A 13,933-nucleotide genomic window follows, 5' to 3' on the forward strand; every position below is an offset into this window, starting at 1 on the left:
CCAGCGTCTCGTTCTTGACGGTGCCGTCCTCACGGTAGCTGCGCCGCAGCAGGTGGGTGCGATAGACCCGACCCTTGTAGGTGCGGGTCGTGGTGACGACGTGAGCAGTTCCGGTTCTCGCTGGCATACAGCCAAATATAGACAAAAATCACATAAAGTCAAATATTTTAGTGACTACAAATTTAATTAAAAACAGACCTCTCATTGGACAAATTTACGAGCACTGACAGGCACTTGCCGCCATTAACAAGGCTACAAAATGGGCGGAACTCAGGGCTAAACGGCAACGCGGTGAGAACTTGCGATTCGAGTGCCGACCGTGCGGGATACTGGGTGCCGCAGTTGAAAAGGGGCGTCCGGGATCATCATGCACGGTGCATCGAATACCGTGCTCGGGTTATGGCTGTACCTGATGACCGACTGCATCATCTTCGCGTCGTTGTTCGCGGTGTTCGCCGTCATGGGCCATCAGTTCGCGGGCGGCCCTTCGGGTAAGGACGTCTTCGAGCTTCCCGGCGTCATGCTGGAAACCGCGATTCTGTTGTTGAGCAGCATCACGTTCGGCTTCGGCATGCTGGCCGCCCACAAGGGCAAGTCGAGAGCGCTGCTGGCATGGCTCGGCGTCACGTTCGTATTGGGCGCTGCATTGATCGGGCTGGAAATCCATGAGTTCAGCTCTGATCTCGCAGGGTTACGGACCGGAACGCAGTGTGTTTTTATCGGCGTTCTTCGTGCTGGTCGGAACGCACGGTCTGCACGTGAGCGCCGGGCTGATCTGGATGGTGATTCTCGCGGTGCAGGTGGTCGGCAACAAGAAGGTTACCTAACGAGACCTGACGCGCCTCACATGTCTCAGCCTCTTCTGGCACCTCCTGGACATCGTGTGGATCTGCGTCTTTACCTTTGTTTATTTGACGAGCGTCGTATAAATGGCAAACCCACATTCAATCGATACCGGCGCGGGCCACTGCAGCGTGCGCTCGTATGTCATCGGCTTCATCCTGTCGGTCGTGCTGACGGCCGCGGCTTTCGGATTGGTCGTGCCGCAGGTGACGGGGCCGACAGAATCGATCATCGCGATTGCGGTGCTCGCGTTCGGATTCACCGTGATGGTGGCGGTGATCGTGATCGACGGGACGTTGTGGGTGCTTAATCACGTCGGCCACCACATGATGTCGCGATAGCCTGAAAAGGCCTGCAGGTTGTCCGGCGAGCGGTGCCGAGGGAGACCTCGGCACCGCTTTTTCATGGTGCGTGGCAGAGCATGTGAGCGCTGTAGCACGCGCGAATCGCACTGGCCAAAGAAAAAGCCCGCTGTGTTTCGACGGCGGGCTTTCCAAGTCTTCAGCGAGCGGCTTACCGCCGCAAAAGCATCAAGCGTATTCGTGCAGCGCCGAGCGCATTTTCTTCATTGCGCTGGCTTCGATCTGACGAATCCGTTCCGCCGATACCCCGAATTCATCGGCGAGTTCATGCAGCGTCTTGCCGCCCGAGCCGTCATCTTCCACTTCGAGCCAGCGCGCCTGAACGATCCGGCGGCTGCGTTCGTCGAGCGATTCGAGCGCGGTCGACAACCCCTCGCTTTGCAGCTTGTCGAACTGGCGCGACGCCAGCACGTTGGTCGGTTCGTTGTGCGAGTCCGCCAGGTACGCGATCGGCGCGTACGATTCCTCGCCGTCGTCAATCTGGCCTTCCAGCGCAATATCACCACCCGAGAGACGCGTTTCCATCTCGGCGACTTCCTCGCGCTTCACGTTGAGCTCTTTCGCCAGGCTATCAACCTCGCTCGGGGTGAACGCGTTGTGCCCGGTCTTGTGGCTGCGCAAATTGAAGAACAGCTTGCGCTGCGCCTTCGTGGTCGCCACTTTCACCGTGCGCCAGTTGCGCAGGATGTATTCGTGAATCTCGGCCTTGATCCAGTGCATAGCGTACGACACCAGCCGCACGTTCTGTTGCGGATCGAAGCGTTTCACGGCTTTCATCAAGCCGATATTGCCTTCCTGAATCAGGTCAGCGTGGGGCAAGCCATAGCCCAGATAATTGCGGGCAATCGATACCACCAGGCGCAGGTGTGACAGCACGAGCTGACGGGCTGCGTCCAGGTTGTCGTTCTCGCGGAATTCGGTGGCGTACTGACGTTCTTCCGACGGTGTAAGCATCGGGATCCGGTTGACAGCCGAAATGTAGGCGTCGATGTTGCCGATCTGGCCAGTCAACATGGACGACTGCGCAAACGTCAGCGCACCTGCCGAAGCGGCCTTGGCCGGCGCCGAGTGTCCAGTATTCGGAAGGGTCATCGCATTGGTCACGCTTGTGTGCTCCTTATCAACAAAAAACCCGATGAGAAACCGGGTCTAGCCAGGATATTAGCACTCTCGTATTTCGAGTGCTAAGGATTAGAGGGCGGTTGTGCGCCCAAGTTCCCATACGCTATTAGAGTCCGTATTCCAATAGCCAATAAGTGCTTTCCCGTACTGTTGCACCCCGCGAAATGCTTTCTTTGTCAAACTTACCGTAAGAAACATGCAAGATTTCGCACGATTTGCCTTCCAACCGCCATTCGACGAAACTTAATTCCGCGTTTTCCCGGTTACGCAGAACTGTTCTAAGCATTTTTTTGAGACCGTCTTTAAAATGGTGGCGTGCTATGTATTACGGTGAGCTTGGCGGCGAGCCTGTTCGTGGAAAACCCGCTCCGGAGTATTCATGCAGAAAAACAAAAGTGTCTGGCATAAGCGCTCACTCTACGCTGCCCTGTTCGGAGCGCTCGTCATGGTCTCGGCGGGCGCGCATGCCGATCAGTTCGGCATTCAGATCGGTGGCGGCGAAGCCGACCACGACGTCAGGAAAGCGGATCTCGGGGTCGTTTGGGACCCCAATTGGACCTGGTGGGAAATCGGAGGTTTCCACTTCACGGTCGTTGGCGAAGCGCACGTGGCCTACTGGGACATCCGTGAAAGCCAAGCATCACATCCGAACATCTGGGAATTTGGCCTCACACCGATGTTCCGCTTCATCAAAAGCTCGGGGTGGTTCCGGCCGTATGTGGAAGCAGGCGTGGGCGTACGCCTGCTGTCGCACGTTCGGGAGACCCCGGACCGCACCTTCTCCTCAGCCTTTCAGTTCGCCGACGTCGTGGGTGTCGGGGCTCAATTCGGCGCGCATCAGAACTATCAGGCAGGCTTCCGGTTTCAGCATTTATCCAACGCCGGTATCGAACACCCGAATCCTGGTATAAATTTCAGCCAGATATATTTGCAATACAACTTCTGACGAGGGCCGCGTCGCTCGGTTCCTCAAGTGCGAACGGAAAGGAACCGACGATGCCGGCACAACCCATCGAGACGCTCATCGAGGCAATACGTGAACTCGAGCGCGACCGTTTCCGCGCGATGGTCGACGGCGACGGCGAGTTGCTCGACGCGCTGCTGGCGGAGAACGCCAGCTACGTCCACACCAACGGCAAACGCGAGACGAAGCGGCAGTTCATTGACGCGATCACGGCGGGACGCCGGCGCTATCGGCAGATCGAGATCCAGTCGCAGGAGCTGATGCCGGGCGGGCGGGACACGTGGATCGTGTATGGACGCGCGTTGCTCGAGATGGAATCGAAGAATGGCGCGTTGCTGTTTCCCATCGCGTACACGGCCATCCACATTCAGGTCGATGGGCAATGGCGGTTGCTCGCGATGCAGGCGACACGCGTGGCGCTGGATTAGCGCCGTCTCGATGCCGTTCGGTGGGGCATCGCGGTTCGGCCGGCGAGACGGCGCCTTGTGAGCGCCGGTCACCATGCCAATACCGGTTGTCGCGTTTTTATCGCCTGCTTCGCAAACTTCTGCCGCGCCGAGGGAGAGAGCGGTGGTTTAACGGCGTAACCGGGTCGGGCCCCATCGGCGCGCGTTATTTACCGCTAAAAAGCCGCTTCCTTCAAGCCGCAACCGCTTCGCTTTCCACTTCCTTGCGCCCGCTCCAGCGCACGCGATTAACCGCGCTGACGATGGCATCAGCGACCGCCAGCGCCGCGTTCGCATGCACCGCGACGCCAAACCGCATGGCCTGATCGCCGATCCTGCAGCCGACGAACACCGCCGTTTCGCCCTTCGCCGTCGCGCCGGTTTCAAACGATGTCACTTCCATCACGACACCCGCGGCCTCGGCCACAGCCGCCGCGACGCCCTGGGCGTAAGCTTCGTCGGCAATCGTGGATACGGGCAGCTTCACGTGGCGTCCATCGAAGCGCAAGGTCGAGACGTCAGCCCGTGACGCCGGCCCTTGTGCATCGAAGTATTCGCTCCTGAACAATGCGCAAATGGCTTCGCCGGAGACTTCTGCGCCGGAGGCATCGGCGACTTTCTGCACGGCGTGGCTGAATTCGATCTGCACGCGGCGCGGCGGGGTGAAGCCCAGCCCGCGTTCGAGCAGATAAGTCGCGCCGCCTTTGCCGGACTGGCTGTTCACGCGGATCACGGCGTCGTAGCTGCGGCCGAGGTCCACTGGGTCGACGGGGAGATACGGCACGTCCCACACGGTGCCGGCTTCGCGCTGCGCGAGGCCTTTGCGGATAGCGTCCTGATGTGAGCCGGAGAAGGCCGTGAATACGAGATCGCCGGCGTACGGATGACGCGGGTGCACGGGAATCCGGTTACAGCGCTCGACCACGCGGCGCACGCTGTCGATATCCGAAAAATCCAGACCCGGGTCGATGCCCTGCGTGTACAAATTCATCGCGAGGGTGACGAGATCCACGTTGCCCGTGCGCTCGCCGTTGCCAAACAGGCAGCCTTCCACGCGATCCGCGCCCGCGAGGATCGCGAGTTCCGCGGCAGCCACGGCCGTGCCGCGATCGTTATGCGGATGCACCGAGAGCACGATGCTGTCCCGATAGCCCATGTTGCGATCCATCCACTCGATCTGATCGGCGAACACGTTCGGCATGGCCGCTTCCACCGTGGCCGGCAAATTCACGATCATTTTGTGATCGGGCGTGGGGCGCCACATTTGCGCGACGGCGTCGCAGACTTCGCGGGAAAAGGAAAGCTCGGTCATGCTGAACGTTTCCGGCGAATACTGGTAGATCCAGTGCGTGCCGGGGCGCGCGGCGGCGCACTCCTTGATGATGCGCGTGCCTTCCACGGCCAGCGCTTTGGTTTCTTCCTTCGACATCCCGAACACGATCTTGCGGAACGACGGCGAAATCGCGTTGTAGAGGTGCACGATCACGCGGGACGCGCCCTCCACGGCTTCAAACGTCCGCTCGATGAGATCCTGACGCGACTGTACGAGCACTTCGATGGTTACGTCGGCGGGAATGCGATTTTCGGTGATCAGCTTGCGCACGAAGTCGAAATCCGTCTGCGATGCCGACGGAAAGCCCACTTCGATTTCCTTGAAACCCACCGCTACCAGCATCTCGAAGAATTCGAGCTTGGCGTCGATGCTCATCGGGTCGATCAGCGCCTGGTTGCCGTCGCGCAGATCGGTGCTCATCCAGATGGGCGCGCGCTCAATCGTGCGAGTCGGCCATCGGCGGCCGTTGAGTTTGACCTGGGGGAAAGGGCGGTATTTCTCGGAAGGGTTGCGCATCATCATCGTGGGCCTCGGCTGAACGCGTTGTACGCGTGAAAGCGCAGTCGTTGCGAGGCGGATGAGCGGCCGGCGGCTTGCCGGCATCGTTCCAGTGCGCGCTGTTCAGGTTCGCGATGTCCCGTGGCGTGGGTGACGCCGGTGACGAACGTGAACGATGCAAATGCAGCGTGCATGTGATCCTCGCGTTTTCGTGCCGCGGATGAACGGACGAAAGCAGACGACTACGGGTGGTGAAAAAAGGGGAACTACGAAACTGCGGGAGGGACCGCGCAAGGAATGCGCGGCGCCACGCTTAGCGACTTACGCTAGACGTAGCGATAGGGGCCGCGCTAGGCGACCCTGAGTAATTCGAAGGGAGGGGAATTGGGTAAAGCTCATCCGTGCACATTAGCGTAGCGCGCTCGGGTTTGTCAACCTTGGGCACCTATCGGCTGAAGAATGCCCTCGTGGTCATTGCCGCCGGACGATGTCCGTAATCAACTCCGCCTGGCGAGCGAGCGCAGGCGGAATCGGCGCTTCGCCGCGCAGCACGGTCTCGATCCAGCGCGCGGTGGTCGCGGCATCGAGGGCGCTCGGCATGGCCACCACGGGCGCTTCCGGAGACGAGCGTTCCGCCGATATCAGCGTCTCCGGGTGACCATCGTGGAACCAGTCCACCTGCACTTGCCGGCGCGTGTCCGCCACCGCCTCGCCTTCTGTCCCGCGTGCGAGCAGGGCACCACCCTCGGCCGCGTCGGGATGTTCGGTGAACAGTCCTGTCAGGCTCTCGCGATACTCCGGATGCGTGTAGTTCACCAGTCGCAAGCCCGGCTGCGCGAACGGTTGGAGGATCTTGACCAGCGTATGCGTGGAATTTCGCACGCCCATGATTCGCCGGATCGCCAGCAGGCGCGCGAGCTTGGGCGCGAGCACGGCGATCGGTGCGAACGCCAGCCGTCGCGAGGCGAGGTTGTCCTCGATTTCATCGTGGGAAGCGGATTCCTCGATACCCAGTTCGGCAAAAATCGCAGCGCTGGTCACGCGGCCGGGATCGTCGGTGACGCCGTGCACCAGCACCGGCACGCCTTCCCGCGCGAGCAGCAATGCCAGTAGCGGGGTCAGGTTGGGTTGCTTGCGCGCGCCGTTGTATGTGGGGATGGAGACGGGCCGCGCGTGGTCACGGCCGTTCTGGACATGCAGTGGCTCGAACGAGCGATGCGCGGCCGCCAGCATCGCGGCCAGTTCGGCGGCCGTCTCGCCCTTCACGCGATACGCCAGCAACACGGCACCGAGTTCGAGGTCGGAGACGCGGTCGTCGAGCATTGCTTCGTAGAGGGCGTAAGTGTCCTCGCGGGTCAGCGCTCGCGCGCCGTTCGGCCCGCGGCCGATTTCCTTGATGAAGCGGGCGCACGGGAAGGCAGCAGTGTCGGTCATCGAGTATTCCGGGCGGCCGGCGCGCGTCTTGTCTTCAATCACGTTGCGCACGATCAGCCGCTTCAATGTGAAGAGTGCGGGAACCATATTCAGTACCGCATTTGTGGCAGGCGTGCAAGTTGTGGAGACGTTCTGTTCGGGCCCATAGGCCGTTCAGCCGAGTCGCGACGGACAACCGTGCACGTTAAACTTGAGGTCTTGGTCGATGCTTCATCACACAGGAGAAAGCGGAATGAGTCACGTATTTGCTCCGGCACCCGCGGTCGCGGTGCCCGTTATCGGTTCCAGCGACCAGTTTCCCGTTCGCCGGATTTACTGCGTCGGCCGGAACTACGAGGCGCATGCGCGCGAGATGGGGCACGATCCGGATCGTGAGCCGCCGTTTTTCTTCGGCAAGCCTACCGACGCCGTGCTGTACGTGGCGCCCGGCGCAACCGGCGAATTCCCGTATCCGTCGCAATCGAAGAACGTCCACTTCGAAATGGAGCTCGTGGCTGCGATCGGCAAGCAGGGTAAGGACATTCCTGCCGATCGGGCACTCGATTACGTGTATGGCTACGCGCTCGGGCTCGACATGACGCGCCGCGACCTGCAGGCGGAGGCGAAAAGGCTGGGCCGTCCGTGGGACACGGCGAAGGGCTTCGATCATTCGGCGCCGCTCGGTCCGATTCATCCGGTTGCGAAGGTCGGGCATCTGGAAAAAAGCGCGATCTGGCTAACGGTCAATGGCGAAGAAAAACAGCGTTCGGACATCTCGCAACTGATCTGGTCCGTCGGCGACACCATCGCGTATCTGTCGACGCTATTCGAGTTGTTCCCCGGCGATCTGATTTTTACCGGCACGCCTGAAGGCGTCGGCGCGGTTCAGAAGGGCGACCTGATGAAAGGCGGTGTCGATGGCATCGGAGAGTTCTCCGTGCGCGTCGTCTGACTATAAAAACGGAGGAGACCGATGAAGCTATACAGCTATTTTCGTAGCTCGGCGGCGTATCGCGTGCGGATCGCGCTGAATCTCAAAGGGCTTGCGTACGAATACGCGCCGATCCATCTTCTGCGCGACGGCGGGCAACAGCTGAAGCCCGAGTATCGCGAGTTGAATCCCGACGGGATCGTGCCAACGTTTATCGACGGCGACGACGTGCTGACGCAGTCGCTCGCGATCATCGAATACCTGGAGGAAACGCATCCCGAACCGGCGTTGCTGCCGGGCACGCCACTGGATCGCGCGTTCATCCGGTCGATCGCGCTGCAGGTTGCGTGCGAGATTCATCCCGTCGACAACCTGCGCGTGCTGAAGTACCTGAAGCACACGCTGAAGGTCGGCGACGAAGCGAAAGACGCGTGGTACCGGCATTGGCTGGAATCGGGTTTCGAGTCGTTGGAGAAGCGTCTGGCGAACGATCCACGCGTAGGCAAGCTGTGTTTCGGCGATACTCCGACGCTTGCGGATCTGTGCCTCGTGCCGCAGGTGTTCAACGCGCGGCGTTTTAATATCGATATGAGCCATTATCCGACGATCGAACGTATCGCCGATCACGCCGCGCAAATCGATGCGTTCGCGCGCGCTGCGCCCGGGCAGCAGCTGGACGCCGAATGACGACAGCCGTTTTTTTATCCGGCGCCGGGCTTGGCGCAAGTTTGATTATCGCGATTGGCGCTCAGAACGCATTTGTATTGCGGCAAGGGCTGAAGCGGCGGCATGTGGGCTGGGTCGTTTTTATCTGTGCGCTGATCGACGTATTGCTCATCGGGTTTGGGATCGGCGGCATGGGGGCGCTGATTGCGCGAGCGCCGGTGCTGCTTGGGGTGATTCGCTGGGCAGGAGCGGTGTTTCTGTTTCTCTACGGCGTGCGGGCTTTTTACGCGGCGTGGAAAGGGCCGGGGCATTTACAGGTCGAGAACGGTGAATCGCAGACGGTGTTGAGCGCGGTATCGACGGTGCTCGCTTTGTCGCTGCTTAACCCGCACGTTTATCTCGATACCGTCGTGTTGCTCGGCGGGATTGGAGCGCGGTATGGCTGGCCGGGAAACGCGTGGTTCGCCGCTGGGGCCATGTGTTCGTCGATCGTCTGGTTCACGGCGCTCGGGTTCGGCGCACGGTTGCTCCAGCCATTGTTCGAGAAAGATCTCTCGTGGAGAGTGCTCGATGTGATCGTGGGGATTGTGATGTGGTGGATTGCCGGGGCGCTGGTCGTTTCCCGCTGACTTCGCCGCTGGTTGGCTGAATGCCAGCCAGCGGCACGGGTTTAATTGCCCAGCAACGCGTCCGCAAACTCGTCGGCGCTGAACGGTTGCAAGTCTTCTACTTTCTCGCCCACGCCGATGAAATACACCGGGATCGGCCGCTGGCGTGCAATCGCCGCGAGAATGCCACCCTTGGCCGTACCGTCGAGCTTCGTCACGATCAAACCCGTCAAGCCAAGCGCATCGTCGAACGATTTCACTTGGGCGAGCGCGTTTTGGCCCGTGTTGGCGTCGATGACGAGCAGCACCTCGTGAGGCGCATCCGGCTGCGCCTTCGCAATCACGCGCTTCACCTTGCGCAGTTCTTCCATCAAGTGAAGCTGCGTTGGCAGGCGGCCAGCGGTGTCGGCCATCATCACGTCGATCTTGCGTGCACGCGCGGCGCCGACCGCGTCGAAGATGACGGCGGCGGCATCGCCGCTTTCCTGCGATACAACTGTCACGTTGTTGCGCTCGCCCCAAACCGTGAGCTGTTCGCGCGCGGCAGCACGGAAGGTGTCGCCGGCGGCGAGCAACACGGACTGATCGAAACGCTGCAGATGTTTGGCCAACTTGCCAATGCTCGTGGTCTTGCCCGCGCCGTTCACGCCGGCGATCATCATCACCAGTGGTTGGGCACGGCCAAGCATCAGGGATTTCTCGAGCGGCCGCAGCAGCTCTGCGAGCAGCGAGCGCAATGCGGCCTTGACCTGCATCGAATCGGTAAGCCGTTCGCTGCGCACCTTTTCGCGCAGCGCCTCGAGCAGATATTCGGTGGCATCGACACCGGCGTCCGACATCAGCAATGCCGTTTCGAGTTCCTCGTACAAATCCTCATCGATCTTCGCCCCGACGAAAATCCCCGTCAGGCCCGTACTCGTCTTCGATAAACCCGTTTTCAGGCGTGTAAGCCAGGAACGCTTCGCACTCGGTTCAGGCTCCGGCGGCGGCACGATCACGACGGTTTCTTCGGGCGCCTTCCACTGCGATGCCGTGCGGCCTTGCCAGTAGGCTTTGGTTTCGGGGAGGGCGCTCGCGGAGGGCGTAGTCGGCTGGGCCGGCGTGATGGGCGTGCTTGCCGCGGGAAGCGGCGTCGCGGGCGTGTCTGCTGCTGTTACACCGGGCGTGTCCGCCCGCGACGGTTGAACCACCGAATCCGCCGATTCAACCGGTTGCGCCGGCACAACCGGCGTCGTGGCGGCGGGCGTTCCGATATCGGACGGAGAATCTGCCGGTTGCGCGGATTCATCATGCGATTGCACAGACGCGCTGGACGACCCGGTTGCCGCAGCCGGCTGCGCCGCAGACACATGCCCATTCGACTGCACCGGCTCACCGGCAGCGGCGTCCGCCCCGCGCGCTTGCGTTTCCAAAGCCCGAACCGCTGCCTCACCATCTTTCAGCAAGGTTTCCACCGGCTGGGCCGGCATAACCGGCGTAGTCGCGCGCCGAAGCGCTTCAGCGCCTTCGGAGCCAGAATCGACGACGTCTTCGGTTTTGTTTTCCTCGGGCGTATCGGTCGATTTGCCTATTAATCGTTTGAAAAAGCTGAACATGGTCTGCAGTGGTGGGGGTGGCGCGTTTTATCGATGCGGTCGCAACCGCGTTCCAGCGTCGAACGTGCGCAAAAACGCAAAGGTGACGAGGGCCGCCGTGCCGCGAAAAACCGCCGGAAACAGCGGCAAGAGCCGGGCGTGTGCGCAAAAAAGGCGAAAGACGGCTATTTTATCAGCCGGCACCGATTGTAGTGGCCGGCCCGGCGGCGAACCCCAGCATCGGGCGCGGCGGGGCTGTGGTAACGTGCCCGCATCGGCGAATGCGAATTATTGCAAACCGACGACGTTCCCACCCGACCCACGCGATCATTGCGCCGCCTCAATCCACGCACGTCCATGTCCCGTTCCTCGATCACCCGCACACTAGAGCGAAATCCCGAACGCAGCCCGGAGCGCACCTCCGAGCGCGCACCGAAAGTCCGCGAAGCAGCGCCATCGCGTGGCGGCAAGGCGCATTCCATCCGCATTATCGGCGGCGACTGGAAACGTACGCCGCTACCCGTCCTGAGTTTGGACGGCCTGCGTCCGACGCCGGACCGGGTGCGCGAGACGCTCTTCAACTGGCTTGGCCAGTCGCTTGACGGCAAGCGTTGCCTAGACCTCTTCGCCGGCAGCGGCGCATTGGGCTTCGAAGCGGCATCGCGCGGCGCGGTGCGCGTCCTGATGGTCGAACGCAGCGGCCGCGCAGTCGCGCAACTGAAGGCGAATCAGGCGCGCCTGGCCGCGAAAAACATTGAAATCGTGGAAGCCGACGCGCTGCGTCTCGCCGCGGGCCTCGCGCCGAGTTCCTTCGATGTCGTTTTCCTCGATCCCCCTTTCGGCGATACCGCCATGCTCCAGCGCGCCATCGAATTGGCCGTGCCGCTGGTGTCGCCGGGCGGCGCGCTGTACGTCGAATCGGGCGAGCCCGTCGATCTCGCGCAAACGCCCGCGCTGGCCGGCTGGGCAATTACTCGCGAAGGCAAGGCCGGCGCGGTCCGCTATCATTTGCTGCGGCGCGAAAATGAGGAATAATGCGCGTTCCAAAATGACAGCCGGGCGATGTCCGGCCGACTGTGGGCGGGGCTTGGCGGACGTGATGGGCGGCGGGGTATCGGCGGGATTTTCTGGTCTTGTCGATGCCGGCGGCGGCCCAATCTGTATCGAAAGACGTACCAGAAGAAGGTTAAGAAGAGGAGATGCCCCATGGTGGTAGCCGTTTATCCCGGAACGTTCGACCCGCTCACACGCGGTCACGAAGACCTCGTGCGACGTGCGTCGAGTATTTTCGATACGCTTGTGGTTGGCGTGGCTGATAGCCGGAACAAGAAGCCGTTCTTCAGTCTGGCGGAACGGCTGGATATCGCCCACGACGTGCTTGGCCACTATCCGAACGTGCAGGTGATGAGTTTCAAGGGGCTGCTGAAGGATTTCGTGCGCAAGAACAACGCGCGCGTGATCGTGCGGGGTTTGCGTGCCGTCTCCGACTTCGAGTACGAATTCCAGATGGCGGGTATGAACCGTTATTTGCTACCCGACGTCGAAACGATGTTCATGACGCCATCGGATCAATATCAATTCATCTCGGGCACGATCGTGCGCGAGATCGCGCAACTCGGCGGCGATGTCAGCAAGTTTGTTTTCCCCTCGGTGGAAAAGCGCTTGCAGGATAAAGTCGGTCCGATTGCGCCGGACCCAGTGGTGCCGTGAGCGCTCAAGTGCTCACCAAGCGCGCTCATCAGAGCGCGCGGGTACCGAAAAAGCCGGCAGAGATGCCGGACGAAGAGAGTAAAGCATGGCCCTGTTCATTACCGACGAGTGCATCAACTGCGACGTGTGCGAGCCCGAGTGCCCGAACGACGCCATCTCGATGGGTATCGAGATCTACGTGATCGACCCGAACAAGTGCACCGAGTGCGTCGGCCACTTCGACGAACCGCAATGCCAGCAAGTGTGTCCCGTGGAGTGCATTCCACGCGATCCGGCGCATGAGGAAAACGCCATCCAGTTGATGGCGAAATATCACGCGCTGATGAAGGCGAAGGGCGCTTGAATTAAACGTCAAGCTGTCAAGCCATAAGCGCCCTTGGGCGTTATCACAGCAGCGCGCGCAACGCCGCCAGCAAGGCATCACACTCGGCATCGGTGCCGATCGTGATGCGCAGATGCTGATCGATTCGCGGCAGCTTGAAATGCCGCACGAAAATCTCCTTCTCCTTCAAGCGCGCGGCGAGCGTGGCGGCATCGTGTTCCGGATGGCGCGCGAATACGAAGTTCGCTGCCGACGGCACCACGTCAAAGCCCAACGTCTGCAACTCCACCGTCAGCCGTTCGCGGCTTGCCATTACCTTCGTACAGGTTTCGCGAAACCAGTCGTCGTCTTCGACGGCCGCGATCGCCGCCACTTGCGCCAGCCGGTCGAGCGGATAGGAGTTGAAGCTGTCCTTCACGCGCGTGAGTGCCTCGATCAGCGCTTCATGTCCCAACGCGAATCCCACGCGCATACCCGCCATCGAACGCGCCTTCGATAACGTCTGCACGACCAGCAAATTCGGATTTTCATCGATAAGCGTGACCGCCGATTCCGCGCCGAAGTCCACATACGCTTCATCGATCACCACAACCGAATCCGGATTCGCCGCGAGCAGTACCTTGATCTCGGCGAGCGGCAACGCGCGGCCTGTCGGCGCGTTCGGATTGGGCAGCAGCACGCCGCCATTAGGCGCGCGATAGTCGTCCACATCGATACCAAAATCCGCGTTGAGCGGCACTGCGTCGAACGCTACGCCGTACAACTGCGCGTACACGGGATAAAAACTGTAGGTGATATCGGGGAAACGAATTGGCTTGTCGTGCTTGAGCAGCGCCTGGAACGTGTGCGCGAGGACTTCGTCCGACCCGTTGCCCACGAACACTTGCTCCACGCGCAGCCCATGACGTTGCGCGATGGTCGCGCGCAAAGCATGCGCTGTCGGATCCGGATACTTGCGCAGCGAATCGCCATCCTCGCCGAGCTCGCGCCGGATCGCATCGACCACACGCGGCGACGGCGGATAGGGGTTCTCGTTGGTATTGAGCTTCACGGGACGCGCGAGTGCCGGTTGTTCGCCCGGCACATACGGCGTCAGCTTATTAACGATGTCGCTCCAGAAACGGCTCACGTGTTGCTCCTT

The 13,933-nt window shown here is 61.1% G+C and carries 15 protein-coding genes and 1 pseudogene; 11 read left to right on the plus strand and 5 right to left on the minus strand.

Translation table 11 applies throughout. The annotated features are described in order from the left end of the window. From M0D69_RS08000 to M0D69_RS08010, 3 genes and pseudogenes are all read left to right on the plus strand, one after another. Positions 1 to 190: hypothetical protein (locus tag M0D69_RS08000; protein WP_301781510.1), on the plus strand; the 190-nt coding region annotated here is incomplete at its 5' end. Positions 191 to 367: 177 nt separating this feature from the next. Then, positions 368 to 929 (plus strand): annotated as a pseudogene (cyoC, locus tag M0D69_RS08005) (cytochrome o ubiquinol oxidase subunit III). After that, positions 930 to 1,184 carry a cytochrome o ubiquinol oxidase subunit IV gene (locus M0D69_RS08010; protein WP_301781511.1) on the plus strand — a complete coding sequence of 85 codons (255 nt, stop codon included), beginning with the start codon at positions 930 to 932 and terminating at the stop codon, positions 1,182 to 1,184. A 189-nt stretch (positions 1,185 to 1,373) separates the two neighbouring features. Here M0D69_RS08010 and rpoH read toward each other — a convergent pair whose 3' ends face one another. Further along, the gene (rpoH, locus tag M0D69_RS08015) at positions 1,374 to 2,309 is read right to left on the minus strand and encodes an RNA polymerase sigma factor RpoH (RefSeq protein WP_301781512.1); all 936 of its coding nucleotides are present in this window, start codon (positions 2,307 to 2,309) and stop codon (positions 1,374 to 1,376) included. Positions 2,310 to 2,706: 397 nt separating this feature from the next. On the opposite strand from rpoH, the gene M0D69_RS08020 reads away from it, so the two are divergent. After that, the gene (locus tag M0D69_RS08020; protein ID WP_301781513.1) at positions 2,707 to 3,273 is read left to right on the plus strand and encodes an acyloxyacyl hydrolase; all 567 of its coding nucleotides are present in this window, start codon (positions 2,707 to 2,709) and stop codon (positions 3,271 to 3,273) included. Between the two features lie 50 nt (positions 3,274 to 3,323). Next, positions 3,324 to 3,719, plus strand: coding sequence for a nuclear transport factor 2 family protein (locus tag M0D69_RS08025; protein WP_301781514.1), 396 nt, complete (start codon positions 3,324 to 3,326; stop codon positions 3,717 to 3,719). 211 nt (positions 3,720 to 3,930) lie between these two features. Here M0D69_RS08025 and leuA read toward each other — a convergent pair whose 3' ends face one another. Next, the gene (gene leuA / locus M0D69_RS08030) at positions 3,931 to 5,589 is read right to left on the minus strand and encodes a 2-isopropylmalate synthase (RefSeq protein ID WP_301781637.1); all 1,659 of its coding nucleotides are present in this window, start codon (positions 5,587 to 5,589) and stop codon (positions 3,931 to 3,933) included. 450 nt (positions 5,590 to 6,039) lie between these two features. Next, on the minus strand, positions 6,040 to 7,002 hold the full coding sequence (gene ybiB, locus M0D69_RS08035; RefSeq protein WP_301781638.1) for a DNA-binding protein YbiB: 963 nt from the start codon (positions 7,000 to 7,002) through the stop codon (positions 6,040 to 6,042). A 232-nt stretch (positions 7,003 to 7,234) separates the two neighbouring features. Between ybiB and M0D69_RS08040 the strand changes: the two genes are divergently transcribed. The 3 genes from M0D69_RS08040 to M0D69_RS08050 are packed head-to-tail and all read left to right on the plus strand — an operon-like array spanning position 7,235 to position 9,207. Further along, positions 7,235 to 7,933: a fumarylacetoacetate hydrolase family protein gene (locus M0D69_RS08040; protein WP_301781515.1), complete on the plus strand. Its 699-nt coding sequence runs from the start codon at positions 7,235 to 7,237 to the stop codon at positions 7,931 to 7,933. Between the two features lie 21 nt (positions 7,934 to 7,954). Next, on the plus strand, positions 7,955 to 8,599 hold the full coding sequence (gene maiA / locus M0D69_RS08045) for a maleylacetoacetate isomerase (RefSeq protein WP_301781516.1): 645 nt from the start codon (positions 7,955 to 7,957) through the stop codon (positions 8,597 to 8,599). Further along, the gene (locus M0D69_RS08050) at positions 8,596 to 9,207 is read left to right on the plus strand and encodes a LysE/ArgO family amino acid transporter (protein ID WP_301781517.1); all 612 of its coding nucleotides are present in this window, start codon (positions 8,596 to 8,598) and stop codon (positions 9,205 to 9,207) included. The genes maiA and M0D69_RS08050 overlap by 4 nt, the downstream gene beginning before the upstream one ends. 41 nt (positions 9,208 to 9,248) lie before the next feature. Here the strand turns inward: M0D69_RS08050 and ftsY are convergent, their stop codons facing one another. Then, positions 9,249 to 10,376, minus strand: coding sequence for a signal recognition particle-docking protein FtsY (gene ftsY, locus M0D69_RS08055; protein ID WP_301781639.1), 1,128 nt, complete (start codon positions 10,374 to 10,376; stop codon positions 9,249 to 9,251). 741 nt (positions 10,377 to 11,117) lie between these two features. Between ftsY and rsmD the strand changes: the two genes are divergently transcribed. The 3 genes from rsmD to M0D69_RS08070 all read left to right on the plus strand — a co-directional run bounded on the left by rsmD (position 11,118) and on the right by M0D69_RS08070 (position 12,813). Next, entirely contained in the window at positions 11,118 to 11,795 is a 678-nt protein-coding gene (gene rsmD, locus M0D69_RS08060) for a 16S rRNA (guanine(966)-N(2))-methyltransferase RsmD (protein WP_301781518.1), read from the plus strand. A 171-nt stretch (positions 11,796 to 11,966) separates the two neighbouring features. Then, on the plus strand, positions 11,967 to 12,470 hold the full coding sequence (coaD, locus tag M0D69_RS08065; RefSeq protein ID WP_301781519.1) for a pantetheine-phosphate adenylyltransferase: 504 nt from the start codon (positions 11,967 to 11,969) through the stop codon (positions 12,468 to 12,470). 85 nt (positions 12,471 to 12,555) lie between these two features. Continuing rightward, a complete protein-coding gene (locus tag M0D69_RS08070; RefSeq protein WP_047895593.1) occupies positions 12,556 to 12,813 on the plus strand; it encodes a YfhL family 4Fe-4S dicluster ferredoxin in 258 nt (85 codons plus the stop codon). 43 nt (positions 12,814 to 12,856) lie between these two features. Here the strand turns inward: M0D69_RS08070 and hisC are convergent, their stop codons facing one another. Beyond that, entirely contained in the window at positions 12,857 to 13,921 is a 1,065-nt protein-coding gene (hisC, locus tag M0D69_RS08075; RefSeq protein WP_301781520.1) for a histidinol-phosphate transaminase, read from the minus strand. Positions 13,922 to 13,933: the final 12 nt, after the last annotated feature.

Source organism: Caballeronia sp. SEWSISQ10-4 2 (assembly GCF_030464885.1).
Lineage (GTDB): Bacteria > Pseudomonadota > Gammaproteobacteria > Burkholderiales > Burkholderiaceae > Caballeronia.